This is a genomic window from Streptomyces sp. Pv4-95, from assembly GCF_045782725.1.
Classification (GTDB): Bacteria; Actinomycetota; Actinomycetes; order Streptomycetales; family Streptomycetaceae; genus Streptomyces.
The window spans coordinates 1,594,647-1,611,859 of the sequence record NZ_CP127172.1 but is presented as its reverse complement, the minus strand read 5'-3'; the positions used below and the strand labels follow the sequence as shown (position 1 = coordinate 1,611,859).

The following is a 17,213-nucleotide window of genomic DNA, read 5'->3' as shown; positions in this document are numbered from 1 at the left end:
GCTGTGTGAAGGCTTCCCGGATCCGGCGAATGAGGCTACCGTCCCAGACGATGTCGACCTCGTGTCGTGCGCATGACACGAATGCTGATACCACGTCACGACGCCGACATCAGGTGACCAACCTGCATATTTGACGCCATGTCACCATCCGGCTCCGCGCACCGCTCGACGCACCGCCACGACGCCACACCGACGCAGACGCACCGCCCACGCAGCGAGAGCGCCGGCCCGGCCGGTTCCGCTGCCGCGGAACCCGTACCCGAAGCGCAGCGCAGCGAGATCAGCGCAACACAGCGAACTCCCCCCACCGACAACCCGCACGGGAGGCACCGCGTGTACCGCAAACGGCACCGACTTCGCAGAATCCGCCCGGCCCTCGCTCTCTTCGCCGGCGGTCTGCTGGCAGCCGGATCGCTCTCCCTGACCGGGGTGACGGCCGCCGGCGCCGCCCCGGCCGGTGACAAGGCCGCGGCCTCGGCCGCCGCGGAGGACTTCCAGCAGGTCACCCTCGCCAAGGGCGAGACCGAGATGGGCGAGCCGATGACGCTCGCCGTCCTGCCCGACCGCTCGGTGCTGCACACCGCACGGGACGGCACGCTGCGGCTGACCGACGCCGGCGGCGACACCACCGTGGCCGGCAGGCTTCCGGTCTACTCCCACGACGAAGAGGGCCTGCAGGGCGTCGGTGTCGACCCCGGATTCACCGACAACCGTTTCATCTACCTCTACTACGCGCCGCAGTTGGACACCCCCGCGGGCGATGCCCCCAACGACGGGACGGCCGCCGACTTCGCCAAGTTCGACGGCGTCAACCGCCTCTCCCGCTTCGTGCTGAAGACCGACGGCACCCTGGACACCGCCAGCGAGAAGAAGATCCTCGACGTCCCCGCCAGCCGCGGCATCTGCTGTCACGTCGGCGGTGACATCGACTTCGACGCGCAGGGCAACCTCTACCTCTCGACCGGCGACGACTCCAACCCGTTCGCCTCCGACGGCTTCACCCCCATCGACGAACGCGCCGGCCGCAACCCCGCGTACGACGCGCGGCGCAGCGCCGGCAACACCAACGACCTGCGCGGCAAGATCCTGCGCATCAAGGTGGCGGACGACGGCTCGTACACCGTCCCGGACGGCAACCTCTTCCCGCAGGGGACCGAGAAGACGCGGCCCGAGATCTACGCCATGGGCTTCCGCAACCCGTTCCGGATGAGCGTCGACAAGCCCACCGGCATCGTCTACGTCGGCGACTACGGCCCGGACGCCGGCTCCGCCGACCCCAAGCGCGGCCCGGCAGGGCAGGTCGAGTTCGCCCGCATCACCAAGCCCGGCAACTTCGGCTGGCCGTTCTGCACCGGCAAGAACGACGCGTACATCGACTACGACTTCGCCACCGGCACCTCGGGAGCGGCCTTCGACTGCGCGGCCCCCAAGAACACCTCGGCGCTCAATACCGGCCTCACCGACCTGCCGGCCGCCCAGCCCGCCTGGATCCCCTACGACGGCGGCTCGGTGCCCGAGTTCGGCACCGGCTCGGAATCGCCCATGGGCGGCCCGGTCTACCACTACGACGCCGCGTCCGACTCCAAGGTGAAGTTCCCCGAGTCCTACGACAACAACTTCTTCGCCGGGGAGTTCGGCCGGGCCTGGATCAAGCGCATCGACAAGACCGACGACGGCACCGTGTCGTCCATCAACGCCTTCCCCTGGGCCGGCACCCAGGTCATGGACATGGCCTTCGGCCCCGACGGCGCGCTGTACGTCCTGGACTACGGCACCGGCTACTTCAACGGCGACGAGAACTCCGCGCTGTACCGCATCGAGAACGCCACCGACGGCCACTCACCGGTCGCCGCGGCCAAGGTCGACAAGACCTCGGGGCAGGCGCCGCTGGCCGCGAAGTTCACCGCCTCGGCCACCGACGCGGACGGCGGAGCCCTCAGCTACAGCTGGGACTTCGGGGACGGCGCCACCGCCACCGGACAGAACCCGGCGCACACGTACACCAAGAACGGGACCTACACCGCGACCGTCACCGCCAAGGACGGTACCGGCCGCACCGGGTCGGCCAGTGTGCACCTGACCGTCGGCAACACCGCGCCCAAGGTGACCCTCGAACTCCCCGGTGACGGGCAGCTGTTCACCTTCGGTGACAAGGTGCCGTTCAAGGTGAAGGTCAGTGACCCCGAGGACGGCGAGATCGACTGCAGCAAGGTCAAGGTGACCCACATCCTCGGCCACGACAGCCACGGGCACCCCGTCACGTCGGCCAACGGCTGCGAAGGCACCCTGCAGACCCTCGCGGACGGCGAGCACGACCCCAACGCCAACATCTTCGGAGTCTTCGACGCGGAGTACACCGACAAGGGTGCCAACGGCCAGCCCGCGCTGACCACGCACGATCAGAACATCGTCCAGCCCAAGCACCGGCAGGCCGAGCACTTCGACACCTCCGAGGGCGTCAAGATCGTCTCGCACACCCCGGCACACGGCGGCCGGACCGTCGGCGAGATCCACAACGGCGACTGGATCGCCTTCACGCCGTACATCGTCGGCAACGCCAAGAAGATCACCGCGCGGATCGCCTCGGCGGGCACCGGCGGCACCCTGGAGATCCGTACCGGTTCGGCCGACGGCAAACTCATCGGCTCCGCCGAGGTCCCGGTGACCGGCGGCTGGGAGACCTACGCCGACGTCAGCGCCGATCTCAAGGCACCACGGGACGGCACCACGACGCTCTACCTCGTCTTCAAGGGCAGCGGCAGCGAGGCCCTCTACGACGTGGACGACTTCACCTTCACCACCGGGTGAGGCCCACGGCGCCGACCCCGCCGCCCCGCAGCACGGCTGACCCGCACCACCGCCGACAGCCGTCCCACGGCTGACACCCGCCGACCGGGGCGTACGGACCGGACCCACCCGCCGCAACCGGCGGGCCCACCGCTCCGTACGCCCCGCCCGGAGGAAGGACACCCGATGCACCCCTCCGCACGCCTGGGCGTCACGGCCGCCGCGGCCGCCACCCTCCTCGCCGCCATGGCCCTCCCCGGCGCCGCCGCACCCGTCCCCGGCGACGACGAGAGCCGCGTCCTGGTCTTCTCCAAGACCGCGGGCTTCCGCCACGACTCCATTCCCGACGCAATCGCCGCCGTCGAGGAACTCGGCAACCAGAACGGCTTCGCCGTCGACGCCACCGAGGACGCCGCCACCTTCAACGACACCGACCTCGCGCGCTACGACGCCGTCGTCTTCCTCTCCACCACCGGCGATGTCCTCGACAGCGGCCAGCAGGACGCCTTCGAGCGCTACATAGCCGACGGGGGAGGGTACGTCGGGGTGCACGCCGCCGCCGACACCGAATACGACTGGCCCTTCTACGGCGGTCTCGCCGGCGCCTACTTCGACTCCCACCCGGCCATCCAGCCCGCCACCGTCCGTGTCGAGGACCGCGCCCACCCCGCCACCGCCCACCTGGACGGCGCCTGGAACCGCACGGACGAGTGGTACAACTACCGCACCAATCCGCGTGAGCGCGCCCATGTCCTCGCCACCCTCGACGAGTCGACATACAGCGGCGGGAACATGAACGGCGACCACCCGCTCTCCTGGTGCCAGGAATACCGAGGCGGACGTGCCTTCTACACCGGCGCGGGCCACACCAAGGAGTCCTACGCGGAACCGGCGTTCCGCACCCACCTGCTGGGCGGCATCCGCTACGCCACCGGCGCCGCGCAGGCCGACTGCCGCCCCGAACAGGGCTACCGCCCGCTCTTCGACGGCACCTCGACGGACGGCTGGAAACAGGCCGGGCCCGGATCCTTCACCCTCGACGACGGCACCCTGACGTCCTCCGGCGGCATGGGCCTCCTCTGGTACGAGGCCGAGGAGTTCGGCGCCTACTCCCTCAAGCTCGACTGGAAGATGACCGGGGACGACAACTCCGGGATCTTCGTGGGCTTCCCGCCCTCGGACGACCCCTGGATCGCCGTCGACAACGGCTACGAGATCCAGATCGACGCGAGTGACGCCCCCGACCGGACGACCGGCTCCGTCTACACCTTCCAGGCCGCCGACATCGCGGCCCGCGACGCCGCGCTGAACCCGCCGGGCGCCTGGAACACCTACGAGATCCGTGTGCAGGGCGAACGCCTGCAGATCCGGCTCAACGGCCGCAAGATCAACGATTTCACCAACACCGACCCCGCCCGCAGCCTGCGCCAGGGACACATCGGCATCCAGAACCACGGTGCCGACGACGAGGTGTCCTTCCGCAACATCCGGGTGAAGGAACTGCCGGACACCCCGGCGGGCGGGACACGGGGGAAGGGTGGCAAGTGATGGCCCGACGGCATTCTGACGGAACGCCCGCGGAGCAGGCCCCGGCCCCCGGGGCGGCGGCAGCGGACCGGGCCGGGGACGTCACCGCGGGGGAGCAGGGCGCGCCGCCCGGCCGCACCGGGGTCTGGCTGATCGGCGCCCGCGGCTCGGTCGCCACCACCGTGATCGCCGGCTGCGCCGCGCTCACCGCGGGCCTGCACCCGCCCACCGGCATGGTCACCGAGACCGGCCCGTTCACCGAGCCGCCCGTCCCGGCCCTGCCGCCGCTGGCCTCCCTCGTCTTCGGCGGTCACGACATCGCCTCCTGCCCGCTCCCCAAACGCGCCGAGGAACTGGCCGCGGGCGGCGTCCTGCCGCCCGGCCTGCCGCGTGCCGTGCACGCCGAACTCGCCGCCGCGGACGCCGCGATCCGTCCCGGCGGCCCGCAGAGCGGCGACACCCGCGACGACGCCGAGCTGGTCGCGGCCTTCGCCGCCGATCTGCGCGCGTTCCGCCGCGACCACGGCCTCGACCGCACCGTCGTGATCAACGTCGCCGCCACCGAGCCGGCCCCCCAGGACCCCCGTGCGGACCGGCTGCCGACCAGCTCGCTCTACGCGCACGCCGCGCTGCGCGCCGGCTGCCCCTACCTCAACTTCACCCCCTCCACGGGCCTGCACCACCCCCTCCTCCAGGAGATGGCGGCCGTGAGCGGGCTGCCGTACGCGGGCCGCGACGGCAAGACGGGCCAGACCCTGCTGCGCAGTGTGCTCGCCCCGATGTTCAGCCAGCGGGTGCTCGCCGTACGCGCCTGGTCCGGCACCAACCTGCTCGGTGGCGGCGACGGCGCGACCCTCCAGGAGCCCGGTGCCGCGGCCGCGAAGAACGCGGGGAAGGCGCGCGTGCTGTCCGACACCCTCGGTGAGCTGCCCGCGGGTGAGGTGCACATCGACAACGTCCCGGCACTCGGCGACTGGAAAACCGCCTGGGACCACATCGCCTTCGACGGGTTCCTCGGCAACCGGATGATTTTGCAGACCATCTGGCAGGGCTGCGACTCGGCACTCGCCGCGCCCCTCATCCTGGACCTGGCCCGGCTGCTTGCCGCCGCCCACGCCGTCGGCATGTCCGGACCGCAACCCGCACTCGGCTTCTACTTCAAGGACCCGGACGGCGGCCCGTCCGCCCTCTCCGACCAGTACGCGGACCTCGTCGCCTTCGCCGACCGGCTGCGCGCGGGGCGGCGCCCGTGAGCGGGGCGGTCGGGGGCGACGCGGAGACCGGTGTGCCGACAGGTGGACGTGAGGCGAAAGGGGCTGGTGAGGTGGCGGGTGAGCGAGAGATGAACGGGCCGGACGCGGCGCGAGGGCCACGGGCGGTGGGTGCCACTGATGCGTCGCAAGGAGCCGGCCGCCGGAGGCATGAACCGGCGGAGCAAGGGGAAGCCGGAGACAGGCAGGGCGTCCGCCCGGGTGGCTTTCCGGCCGGTTCGGGCAGTGCGGCGCCCCGGGGCGGTGCGCGGACGCCGCCTGTCATGAGCGGCCCGGTGGCGGGCTCTGTGGGGGATTCCGTCACCGGGCGCACGGGCGCGGCCGGGCCTCTGGAAGAAGGCCCGGCCCGCACCGCCCGCCGGTCAGTCCCCGTTGCCGCTCCCGTTCCCGCCGGTGCCTCCTCCGTCCGCGCGACGGGGCGCGCCTGGGCCGAACTGCTGCGCGTCTCCGCCCTCTTCACCGTCCCAGGCGACCTGCTGGCGGGTGCCGCGGCCGGCGGCCACCGGCCCGACCACCGCACCCTTCTCGCCACCTGCTCGTCGCTCTGCCTCTACGAGGCCGGGATGGCGCTCAACGACTGGGCCGACCGCGGCATCGACGCCGTCGAACGCCCCGGCCGGCCCCTTCCGTCCGGCCGGATCCGCCCGGCCGCCGCGTTCGCCGCGGCCTCCGGACTGACCGCCGCCGGCCTCGCCCTCGCCGCGGCGGCCGGCCGCCCCGCCCTGCTCACCGGCACCGCCCTCGCCGGCACGGTCTGGGCCTACGACCTGTACCTCAAGAACACCCCGGCGGGACCCGCCGCGATGGCCTGCGCCCGCGCGCTGGACCTCCTCCAGGGAGCCGTTGCCACCGGCCCGCGCCACATTGCGGGAGCGCCGACCACGGCCGGTCCGCTCCGGCAGGCTGCCGGGGCACGGCGGCGAGCCTTCGCGGCCCTGCCCTCCGCGGCGCTGCTCGGGGCCCACACCCTGGCCGTCACCACCGTCTCGCGCCGCGAGGCGCACGGCAGTTCCGCCGGTCTGCCGCTCACCGGTCTGGCCGCCGTCGCCGCCGTCGCGCGGGCCGGTGCCGGCCGGAGCAGGACGGCCGCGCCGTCCTCGACGCCCGTTCCCCGGCGCACCGGGACCGTACTCGCCACGTCGCGCCCCGCCGGGACCGTGCGCCGTCTCTCCCGGGCGGTGTCGGCCGCCCTGCCCCGCGCGGTCCGCGACACACCCGCGACCACCGCCGTCACCGCCGCCCTGGTCGCCGGCTATACCGCCACGGCCGCCCGCCCGCTCCTCCAGGCGGCCCTCAACCCCTCGCCGTACTTCCTCCAACGCGCCGTCGGCGGCGGCATCCGCGCCATGATCCCGCTCCAGGCGGCGCTCACCGCCCGAGCCGGAGCACCCGGTACCGGCGCCGCGCTGCTGGCGCTCATCCCCGCCGCACGGCGGCTGTCGAGGAAGGTCAGCCCGACATGACGACGACGCCCGCCCTGCGGCTGGCCTACGGAACCAACGGCCTCACCGACCTCCGCCTCACCGACGCCCTCGCCCTTCTCGCCGACCTCGGCTACGACGGTGTCTCGCTGACCCTCGACCACATGCACCTCGACCCGCTCGCCCCCGACCTGCAGGCCAGGACCGCCCATGTCGCCCGCAGGCTCGACGCGTTGGGCCTCTCCGTGGCCATCGAGACAGGCGCACGCTACGTCCTGGACCCGTACCGCAAACACCACCCCACGCTCCTCGACCCCGACCCGGACGCCCGCGCGCAACGCACCGGACTGCTGCGCACCGCGGTACGCGTAGCCGCCGACCTGGGTGCAACGGCGGTTCACTGCTTCAGCGGCGTGCGGCCCGACGACACCCCCGAGGACACCGCCCGGCACCGGCTCGTCGACGCCCTCGGCCCCGTCCTCGACGCGGCTTCGGAAGCCGGGGTGCCGCTCGCCGTCGAACCCGAGCCGGGCCACCTCGTCGGTGACCTCGCCGGGTTCCACAGGCTGCGCACCGACCTCGGCGACCCGCCCGCCGCGCTCCTGGGCCTGACCCTCGACATCGGCCACTGCCAGTGCCTGGAACCCGATCCGCCCGCCGCGTGCGTACGGGCCGCCGCGCCCTGGCTCCGGCACGTCCAGATCGAGGACATGCGGCGAGGTGTGCACGAGCACCTGCCGTTCGGCACGGGCGAGATCGACTTCCCGCCGGTCCTCCAGGCACTCCAGGACATCGGCTACCGGGGCCTCGTGGGGGTCGAACTGCCCCGCCACTCCCACGCCGGCCCCCGGCTCGCCGAATCCTCACTGCGCTTCCTCCGGGCGGCCGCGGCCGCCGGCGGCACCGCACCGGAGCAGCCCACCGCCCTTCTCGTCGGCCCCGCCGGAGCCCCCTCATGCTGACCACCGCGGACGGCCGGATCCCCCGGCTGTACACCGCCCTGCACACCCGCCTGCACACCACGGCCCGTGTCTGGCTCACCGCCTCCCTGACCGAAGCCGGCCACACCGCCACCTCCGCCCGGCCGGCCGCCGACGCGGACCACCCCACCGGCCCCTCTCCCGACCTTGGGGCGCCCGAGCCGCCCGCAGGGGAGTTCCCGCCCTGGGAGAAGCGGTTCGCCGAGGCGGGGCGGCACTGCACCCGGCGGGAGCCGCCGCACGCCGCCGACCCCGAAGCGGCCGAGGCCGCCCGCGTCCTCATCCTGTGTGCCGCCCGGGCCGACGTCCCGACGGTGACCCGGCTGTACGCGCACGGCACGGCCGCCGAGCGCCGCGCCGTCCTCGCCGCCCTGCCCCACCTGGGGCTCGGCCCGGGAGCCCGGCCACTGGTCGAGGACGCCCTGCGCACCAACGACACCCGGCTGGTCGCGGCGGCCGTCGGGCCGTACGCCGCACTCCACCTCGACGCGCACGCCTGGCGGCACGCCGTCCTGAAGTGCCTGTTCACCGGTGTACCGGTGCGCGCCGTCGCCGGGCTCGCGCAGCGGGCCGGGGGCGACACCGAACTGGCCCGGATGCTGGGCGACTACGCCCGCGAACGCACCGCCGCGGGCCGCGCCGTACCCGACGACCTCCACCACGTCCTTTCCCTCACCCGCCCGGCCCGCACCGCCGACCGGCCCGCCCCGCCCACCGAGCCGCCCCGGCTCCCCGCCGTACCACCGGCAACGGCCTGACCCCCACCACGCGAGGAGTCCCGATGCGCATCTTCGACCCGCACATCCACATGACCTCCCGCACCACCGACGACTACGAGGCCATGCACGCCGTCGGCGTCCGGGCCGTCGTCGAACCGTCCTTCTGGCTGGGGCAGCCCCGTACCTCGGCCGCCGCCTTCTTCGACTACTTCGACTCCCTCCTCGGCTGGGAGCCCTTCCGCGCCGCGCAGTACGGCATCGCCCACCACTGCACGCTGGCGCTGAACCCCAAAGAGGCCAACGACCCGCGCTGCACGCCCGTCCTGGACGCGCTGCCCCGCTACCTCGCGAAGGACTCCGTCGTCGCCGTCGGCGAGATCGGCTACGACTCCATGACCCCGGCCGAGGACACCGCCCTCGCCACCCAGCTCCAGCTCGCCGCCGAGCACGGCCTGCCGGCGCTCGTCCACACCCCCCACCGGGACAAGGCCGCCGGGCTCCGCCGGACCCTCGACGTGCTGCGCGAGTCCGCCCTCGCCCCCGAGCGGGTGGTCCTCGACCATCTCAACGAGACCACCGTGGGCGAGGCCGCCGACAGCGGCTGCTGGCTGGGCTTCTCCCTCTACCCCGACACCAAGATGGACGCCGAGCGCATGGTGCGGATCCTGCGCCTGCACGGCACCGACCGGATCATGGTCAACTCCGCGGCGGACTGGGGCCGCAGTGATCCGCTCACCACCCGGCAGGCCGGTGACGCCATGCTCGCGGCCGGCTTCACCGAGGACGACGTCGACAAGGTGCTGTGGCGCAACCCCGCCGCCTTCTACGGACAGAGCGGCCGCCTCGACCTGCACACCGCGCCACCCGGCGCGCTGTACGAGGGCAACTCCATCCTGCGCGGCGGGGAATGAGGAGGGCACCGGCATGCGCTTCCGCCACCCCGACGGCTCCACCGTCCACCTGGCCTACTGCACCAACGTCCACCCCGCCGAGACCCTCGACGGCGTGCTCACCCAGCTCCGCGACCACTGCGAACCGGTCCGCAAGCGCCTGGGCCGCGACCGACTGGGCATCGGGCTCTGGCTCGCCAGGGACGCCGCCCGCGCACTGACCGCCGACCCCGTGGCGCTGCGCCGGCTCCGCGGTGAGCTGGACGGCCGCGGCCTCGAAGTGGTCACCCTCAACGGCTTCCCCTACCAGGGATTCGGCGACCAGCACGTCAAATACCGTGTCTACCGGCCCGATTGGACCGAACCCGAACGGCTGGACCACACCACCGACCTGGCGCGGCTGCTGACCGCCCTGCTCCCCGACGACGCCACCGAAGGCACCATCTCCACCCTCCCCCTCGGCTGGCGCACCGACTTCGACCCGGTCCGCGGCGCCACCGAACGGCAGGACACCGCCCTCGACGCGCTGCGTCTCCTCGCCGAGCGGCTGGACGCGCTGCACGAGCTCACCGGCCGTTCCGTCCGCGTCGGCCTGGAGCCCGAACCCGGCTGCACCGTCGAGACCACCGCGGACGCGATCGGTCCCCTCGGTGCCGTCAACCGGGACCGCGCCGACGGCACCCCGCACGCCGCGGGACAGCCCCCTGCCCGGCAACCCCGCATCGGCATCTGCGTCGACACCTGCCACCTCGCCACCTCCTTCGAGGACCCGGCGAGCGCCCTCGACGCGCTGCAGCGGGCGGCGGTGCCCATCGTCAAGTCCCAGCTGTCCGCCGCGCTGCACGCCGAACACCCCGACCGGCCCGAAGTGCGCGCGGCCCTCGGCGCGTTCGCCGAACCGCGGTTCCTGCACCAGACCAGGACCCGCAGTCCGCAGGGCACGCTGCGGGCCACCGACGACCTCGACGAAGCGCTCGCCGACGGAGGCGGCCTGCCCACCACCGCCCCCTGGCGCGCCCACTTCCACGTGCCGCTGCACGCCCCGCCCGAGCCGCCGCTCACCTCCACCATGGCCGTCCTCCAGGACACCCTCGCCCTCCTGGTCGGCGAACCGGCGCCGCGTACGCATCACCTGGAGGTCGAGACGTACACCTGGCAGGCGCTGCCGGCCGCGCTGCGCCCCCGCAGCCGCGCCCGGCTGATCGACGGTATCGCCGCCGAACTGTCCCTGGCTCGCGACCTGTTGACCGACCTCGGCCTCAAGGAGCTGCCGTGACCGACCCCACCGCACCCGGCGCCGACGGCGTGCAGCGGCTGCTCGTCCTCGACGTCGTCGGCCTCACCCCGCGCCTCCTGCGCCACATGCCACATCTGTCCGCCCTCGCCGAGGCCGGCGAGCGGCGCCCCTTGGGCACCGTCCTGCCCGCCGTCACCTGCAGCGTCCAGTCGACCTTCCTCACCGGCACGACCCCCGCCGAGCACGGCATCGTCGGCAACGGCTGGTACTTCCGCGACGTCGGCGAGGTCCACCTCTGGCGGCAGCACAACGCCCTCGTGGGCGGCGACAAGGTCTGGGACGCCGCCCGCCGCGCGCACCCCGGCTACACCGTCGCCAACGTCTGCTGGTGGTACGCCATGGGAGCCGACACCGACTGGACCGTGACCCCGCGCCCCATCTACTACGCCGACGGCCGCAAGGAACCCGACTGCTACACCCGGCCGCCCGCCCTGCACGACGAACTGACCGATCTGCTCGGCCCGTTCCCCCTCTTCACCTACTGGGGCCCGACCGCCTCGCTCGCCTCGTCGCAGTGGATCACCGATGCCACCCGGCACCTCCACCGCACCCGCCGCCCCGACCTCACCCTCGCCTACCTGCCGCACCTGGACTACGACCTCCAGCGCTACGGTCCCGACGACCCCCGCGCCCACGCCGCGGCGAGCGCCCTGGACACCGTCCTCGCGCCCCTCCTCGACGACGCGCGCAACGCCGGCACCACCGTCGTCGCGCTCTCCGAGTACGGCATCACGCGGGTGCGCCGCCCGGTCGACATCAACCGGGCGCTGCGCACGGCCGGACTGCTGGAGGTACACACCCAGGACGGCATGGAGTACCTCGACCCCACCGCGTCCCGCGCCTTCGCCGTCGCCGACCACCAGATCGCGCACGTCTACGTCCGCCGCCCCGAAGACCTCGCCGCCACGCGCGCGGCGCTCGCCGACCTCCCCGGCCTCGCCCAACTCCTGGACGACGAGGGCAAGAAGGAGTACGGCATCGATCACCCACGCGCCGGCGAACTCGTCGCGCTGGCCGAGCGGGACGCCTGGTTCACGTACTACTACTGGCTCGACGACGCCCACGCCCCCGACTTCGCCCGGCTCGTCGAGATCCACCGCAAGCCGGGCTACGACCCGGCGGAACTCTTCATGGACCCGCGGGACCCGTACGTCCGCCTGCGCGCCGCGACAGCGCTGGCCCGCAAGAAGACCGGGATGCGCTACCGCATGGCCGTCGTCCCGCTCGACCCCGAGCCGGTCCGCGGCAGCCACGGCCTGCTGCCGGCCGATGCCGCCGACGGCCCGGTCCTCATCTGCTCGCAGCCGGACACCCTGCCGGACGCCCCCGAGGCCACCGACATCAAGCCGCTGCTGCTCCGCCTCGCCCGACTCACCTGACCGGCCCGTGCCGGGCCAGGTCGCCGGCCGCCCGAGCCCCCGGCCGCACCGGCAGCCCACCGCACGCCACCCACCTTCAGGAGCCGACCATGACCCACGACCCCGAACGCACCCGCGACCTCGCCCGTACCCTCGCCCGGCGCAGATTCCTCGGCGTCGCGGCCGGCACCACGGCGGCCGCCCTCCTCGGTGCCCACACCGCGACCGCGGCCGTTCCGGCGGCAGCTCCCGCGTCGCAAGGCCGCCGCAGGCTGGTGCCGCCCGGCCGTCTCGGCATCCAGCTCTACACCCTGCGCGACCAGACCGGCTCGCTCGGCTTCGCCCGGGTCTTCGAGGAGCTCGCCCGCTACGACTACGACGAGGTCGAGTTCGCGGGTTACACACAGGGCAGCGCGGGCCCCATCAACCTCGCGCAACTCAAGCGCCTGCTGCGGGACAACGGCCTGCGGGGCGTCGGCAGCCATGTCGGCTACTCCTCCGACGACCCCAAGGCGTACACCTTTGCCACCAATCTGACCCAGGTTCTCGACGACGCGGAAGCGCTCGGTCTGCCGTACGTCGGGACGCCCTCCAGCCCCAACCGCTACGGCGACACCGTCGACGCCTGGAAGCGCGCCGCCGAGGAGTTCAACACCTACGGGGCCGCCGCCAAGGCCCGCGGGCTGCGCTTCTACCACCACAACCACGCCGAGGAATTCTCCTTCGCCACCGACGACCCACGCGTACGGCTCTACGACGTGCTGCTCGCCGAGACCGACCCCGACCTGGTCTTCCTCGAAATGGACATCTACTGGGCCTATTGCGCGCAATACCGCTTCTCCCGGCGGCCCGACGGCACCCCCGCCCCCTTCGAACCCCTCGACTACGTGCTCAAGGCCCCCAACCGCTATCCGCTCTTCCACGTCAAGGACGGCGAACACGACACCGCCGAACAGGACGGCTACCGCATGGTCGACGTCGGCGACGGCGACATCGACTACCGGCGCTTTCTGGCCACCGTGAACCGGCGCAAGGGGTGCGACCCCCGCGACCACCACTGGATCGTCGAACGCGACGACGCCGTCGACCCGGCCGCCAACCCGGCCGGCTCGCTGTCCACCGCCGACCGCTCCGCCCGCCACCTTCGCAGCCTGCGCCGATAGGACACCGACCACGAGCGTGGTCGAGCCCCAGGGGTGCCTTCCGGCCGGATCCGGTCCGATCCGCGAGACCGTGCCGAGGGCGCCCCCCGGGTCCGGGTAATGTGCAGGCGATCACGCACCACCCGATGACGAATGGCGAGACGCACATGAGCGAGGGGACAGCACCGGCGGCCGGCGACACGGCCACCGTCGCCGACGAGGCGGCCCGCGAGCAGCTGCGCTATCTGCGCGGCAGCATCGACAACCTCGACGCCGCCCTGGTGCATCTGCTCGCCGAGCGCTTCAAGTGCACCCAGCAGGTCGGTGAGCTCAAGGCCCGGCACAGCCTGCCGCCCGCCGACCCGGCCCGTGAGGCCGCGCAGATCGCCCGGCTGCGCACCCTGGCCGCGGACGCCAGGCTCGATCCCGCGTTCGCCGAGAAGTTCCTGAACTTCATCATCGACGAGGTCGTCCGCCACCACCGCGCGATCGCCGACCGGACCCTGGAGGAGCCCGGCCGGCCGTCCGCCGGCTGACCTCCCCAGACACCACGAGGGTGGGCGGTGCCGTCGCGGAACCGCCCACCCTCGTTCGGGTGAGGTGGCCGAACCCGGCGCCGTCCAGGCCGAGTTCCACGGCCCCACCGACGCCTCGCTGCCTCACCGCCTTCGAGGGTGGACCCGACCCCGAACTCATCGTCCCGCTCGGTGCCCCCGGGCCACGCCGGCACGATCGCCTCCGGGGCCGCAGACAGGGCATCAGCATCAGGCGAAGAAGGCGGCCCTTGAAGCGGCGACGGTGCGCGTCGGCCGCACGCCCACCGAGTGGCGCGGCCCGCCAGGGAGCACCTTGCCCGCCGACCGCCGCTCCCGGGTGGTCGTGCCGACCGGCCCGAGTGACACTCGCCATATCTGATGCCGGACCGTCCCGCAGGGCCGACACGGACCACTACCGTCCGGTAACACACGGTTCCACCGGGGAGCCGACCGAGCGCCACCACCCTGCCCCTCCGGCCGTGCACCGAGAGCGGAGAAGAACGATGGCACCCACCCGCAGTACGACCCCCGACCCGGGGAACACGCCACCCGCGGACCAGCCCCGCATCCTGAAACCCGGCACCTCCTGGCGGGACGCCTGGGAGCGCAGTCTCGCCGCCGCCCCCGAGGCCTTCGGCGACCACGTCCGCAACCTCTGGGACGGGCAATGGCAGCCGGACGGCCACCCGTTGCCCGCCACCAGCCCCGTGGACGGCACCCCCATCGCCGGCCCGCCCCGGCTCGACGCGGACGCCGCGCTGAACGCCGTCCGCGCCTCCCTCGACCAGCACCGGGCCTGGCGCCAGGTCCCCCTGCCCGAACGCAAGGCGCGCATCTCCGCGACCCTCGACGCCCTCTCCGAACACCGCGAACTGCTCGCCCTCCTCCTCGTCTGGGAGATCGGCAAGCCCTGGAAGCTCGCGCAGGCCGACGTCGACCGCGCCATCGACGGTGTCCGCTGGTACGTGTCCGAGATCGACCGGATGCTCACCGGCCGCACCCCGCTGCCGGGCCCGGTCAGCAACATCGCCAGCTGGAACTACCCGATGTCGGTCCTCATTCACGCGATGCTCGTCCAGGCCCTGGCCGGCAACGCCGTGATCGCCAAGACCCCGACCGACGGCGGCGTGTCCTGCCTGACCCTGGCCTGCGCGCTGGCCGCCCGCGAGGGTGTCCCGGCCACGCTGGTCAGCGGCAGCGGCCGGGAGCTGTCCCCGGCCCTGGTCCGCTCGCCGGAGATCGGCTGCGTCTCCTTCGTCGGCGGCCGCGACACCGGCGCCCGCGTCGCCACCGCCGTCGCCGACCTGGGCAAGCGCCACATCCTCGAACAAGAGGGCCTCAACACCTGGGGCATCTGGAACCACACCGACTGGCCCGCGCTGACCCCCTTGATCCGTAAGACCTTCGACTACGCCAAACAGCGCTGCACCGCCTATCCCCGCTTCGTCGTCCAGCGCGCCGCCTTCGCCGATTTCCTCACCGCATACCTCCCGGCCGTCCGCAGCGTCCGATTCGGCCACCCACTGGCCGTCAGCGCCCCTGACGACCCGCTCCCGGAACTCGACTTCGGCCCGCTGATCAACGCCGCCAAGGCCAAGGAACTCGCCGACCTCACCACCGAGGCGATCTCCCGCGGCGCCGTCCCCCTCCACCGGGGCAGCCTGGCCGAAGGGCGCTTCCTGCCCTCCCAGGACACCTCCGCCTACTTCCCCCCGACCACCCTGCTGGCCCCGCCGCCGGCCTCACCCCTGCACCATGCCGAGCCCTTCGGCCCGGTCGACACCATCGTTCTCGTCGACACCGAGGCCGAACTCCTCGCCGCCATGAACGCCAGCAACGGCGCCCTGGTGGCCAGCCTCTCCTGCGACGACGAGGAGACCTACGCGCGCCTCGCGCCACAGATCCGCGCCTTCAAGGTCGGTCATGGCAAGCCCCGCTCCCGAGGCGACCGCGAGGAGTTGTTCGGCGGCTTCGGCAACTCCTGGAGCGGCGCCTTCGTCGGCGGTGAACTCCTGGTCAAAGCGGTGACCGAGGGCCCGGCGACCGAACGGCTGCCGGGCAACTTCCCCGACTACCACCTCATGCCCTAGCGGGTCCGGTCCGCGCCGCCGCTCGTCGGCACCGTGCGCTCCAGCGCCTGGATCAGGAGCGCACGGTGCCGCGCCGGCCGACGGCCGCCGACCGAGCGGGCGGCCCGTCGATTCCGACGGGAACCGCCACGCCGTGCCCGCGAGCGCGCGGCGAAGTAGGATTTGCCCCTCATCAGCCATAAATCGGGGTTATGTGGCGCGCGGATACGCAGGTGAAGGGCACTCCGAAAGCTTGGTATTGTTGTCCACGTCGCCGCGGGGAACGCCCCGCGTCGATGACACCTAGTCCGGGTGGCGGAATGGCAGACGCGCTAGCTTGAGGTGCTAGTGCCCTTTATCGGGCGTGGGGGTTCAAGTCCCCCCTCGGACACCAGCGAAAAACCCCAGTTGATCTGGGGTTTTTCTGTTTTTGGCGGCAGGGCGTCCGGCGACGACAGTCGGAACCGCGGCACGCGCGCCGCACGGCCGTGATCAGGGCGTTCCCTGCCGGTGGTAGCCCGCCCAGAGACGGCCGCCGACCGGCTCGAGTACCTCGTCGATCAGCGCGACCAGGGGGCCGGACCCGCCGTCCAGGGCGGCGCGGACCGCGGCGCGCAGGCGCTCCGGAAAGCCGGGGTCGACGTCCTCCAGCCGACGGGCCAGCCATTTGCCGCCGCCGAGCCAGGCGCCGTGCCGCAGCAGCACGAGTTCGCCGGTACGGCGGGCCAGCTCCGTGACGACGAACAGCCGCTCGGTGGCCTCCTCGCAGCCTTCGAGATCGTCGAGGAGGTCGCTGAGGGCGTAGCGGCGGTCGTCCAGCTCCGTGGTGGTCACGGGGGGCGGACCGGCCGCGGCCCGGGTGCGTGCCTCCCCGGCCAACAGCTCGCCCACGCCGTCCCGGTCGAGGAGCAGCACGCCCGCCGCGCACATCCACAGCAGCGGCGAGCGCCGTGCGGCGGTCTCGCGCTCGATGAACGCGCGCCAGCTCCGCTCCGTGTGGGCGAACAGCTCGACCGGCCATCCGGCGTGCCGGAAGCTGTGCCGGGACGGGGCCGGTTCGCCCTCCAGCACGACGACGATGTCGAGGTCGGATGTGGCCGTGCGCCGCTCGGTGGGAGCGCTGCCGCCGAGGAACGCGGCGCGGGCCTGCGGGTGGTGCGCGCGCACGATGTCGCGGGCCGCGGCGACGGGGTCGGAGATCCTCATGTCCACGCGG

General features: G+C 73.1%; 13 protein-coding genes and 1 tRNA gene. 13 read left to right on the top strand and 1 reads right to left on the bottom strand.

Annotation, left to right across the window (positions count from 1 at the left end):
- Positions 1-138 precede the first annotated feature (138 nt).
- The 13 genes from QOM21_RS07305 to QOM21_RS07245 all read left to right on the top strand — a co-directional run bounded on the left by QOM21_RS07305 (position 139) and on the right by QOM21_RS07245 (position 16,391).
- Positions 139-2,808 carry a PQQ-dependent sugar dehydrogenase gene (locus QOM21_RS07305; protein ID WP_407548923.1) on the top strand — a complete coding sequence of 890 codons (2,670 nt, stop codon included), beginning with the start codon at positions 139-141 and terminating at the stop codon, positions 2,806-2,808.
- Positions 2,809-2,973: 165 nt separating this feature from the next.
- On the top strand, positions 2,974-4,335 hold the full coding sequence (locus QOM21_RS07300; RefSeq protein ID WP_407548922.1) for a ThuA domain-containing protein: 1,362 nt from the start codon (positions 2,974-2,976) through the stop codon (positions 4,333-4,335).
- On the top strand, positions 4,335-5,567 hold the full coding sequence (locus QOM21_RS07295; RefSeq protein WP_407548921.1) for an inositol-3-phosphate synthase: 1,233 nt from the start codon (positions 4,335-4,337) through the stop codon (positions 5,565-5,567). The genes QOM21_RS07300 and QOM21_RS07295 overlap by 1 nt, the downstream gene beginning before the upstream one ends.
- A gap of 281 nt (positions 5,568-5,848) precedes the next feature.
- Positions 5,849-7,048, top strand: coding sequence for an SCO3242 family prenyltransferase (locus QOM21_RS07290; protein WP_407548920.1), 1,200 nt, complete (start codon positions 5,849-5,851; stop codon positions 7,046-7,048).
- Positions 7,045-7,968, top strand: coding sequence for a sugar phosphate isomerase/epimerase family protein (locus QOM21_RS07285; protein ID WP_407548919.1), 924 nt, complete (start codon positions 7,045-7,047; stop codon positions 7,966-7,968). Before QOM21_RS07290 ends, QOM21_RS07285 begins: the two co-directional genes overlap by 4 nt.
- The gene (locus tag QOM21_RS07280; protein WP_407548918.1) at positions 7,962-8,744 is read left to right on the top strand and encodes an EboA domain-containing protein; all 783 of its coding nucleotides are present in this window, start codon (positions 7,962-7,964) and stop codon (positions 8,742-8,744) included. The genes QOM21_RS07285 and QOM21_RS07280 overlap by 7 nt, the downstream gene beginning before the upstream one ends.
- Before the next feature lie 23 nt (positions 8,745-8,767).
- Complete coding sequence (locus QOM21_RS07275; RefSeq protein ID WP_407548917.1) at positions 8,768-9,616, top strand: TatD family hydrolase; 849 nt, start codon at positions 8,768-8,770, stop codon at positions 9,614-9,616.
- Between the two features lie 13 nt (positions 9,617-9,629).
- A complete protein-coding gene (gene eboE / locus QOM21_RS07270; protein WP_407548916.1) occupies positions 9,630-10,871 on the top strand; it encodes a metabolite traffic protein EboE in 1,242 nt (413 codons plus the stop codon).
- Positions 10,868-12,271 carry an alkaline phosphatase family protein gene (locus QOM21_RS07265; protein ID WP_407548915.1) on the top strand — a complete coding sequence of 468 codons (1,404 nt, stop codon included), beginning with the start codon at positions 10,868-10,870 and terminating at the stop codon, positions 12,269-12,271. Before eboE ends, QOM21_RS07265 begins: the two co-directional genes overlap by 4 nt.
- An 89-nt stretch (positions 12,272-12,360) precedes the next feature.
- Entirely contained in the window at positions 12,361-13,413 is a 1,053-nt protein-coding gene (locus QOM21_RS07260) for a sugar phosphate isomerase/epimerase family protein (protein WP_407548914.1), read from the top strand.
- 146 nt (positions 13,414-13,559) lie between these two features.
- A complete protein-coding gene (locus QOM21_RS07255) occupies positions 13,560-13,928 on the top strand; it encodes a chorismate mutase (protein ID WP_407548913.1) in 369 nt (122 codons plus the stop codon).
- Between the two features lie 503 nt (positions 13,929-14,431).
- Positions 14,432-16,018 (top strand): aldehyde dehydrogenase family protein, encoded by a 1,587-nt coding sequence (locus QOM21_RS07250; protein ID WP_407548912.1) that lies wholly within the window; start codon positions 14,432-14,434, stop codon positions 16,016-16,018.
- A gap of 285 nt (positions 16,019-16,303) precedes the next feature.
- Positions 16,304-16,391, top strand: a tRNA-Leu gene (locus QOM21_RS07245).
- Positions 16,392-16,489: 98 nt separating this feature from the next.
- On the opposite strand, the gene QOM21_RS07240 is transcribed toward QOM21_RS07245, so the two are convergent.
- A complete protein-coding gene (locus QOM21_RS07240; protein ID WP_407548911.1) occupies positions 16,490-17,203 on the bottom strand; it encodes a nucleotidyltransferase domain-containing protein in 714 nt (237 codons plus the stop codon).
- Positions 17,204-17,213: the final 10 nt, after the last annotated feature.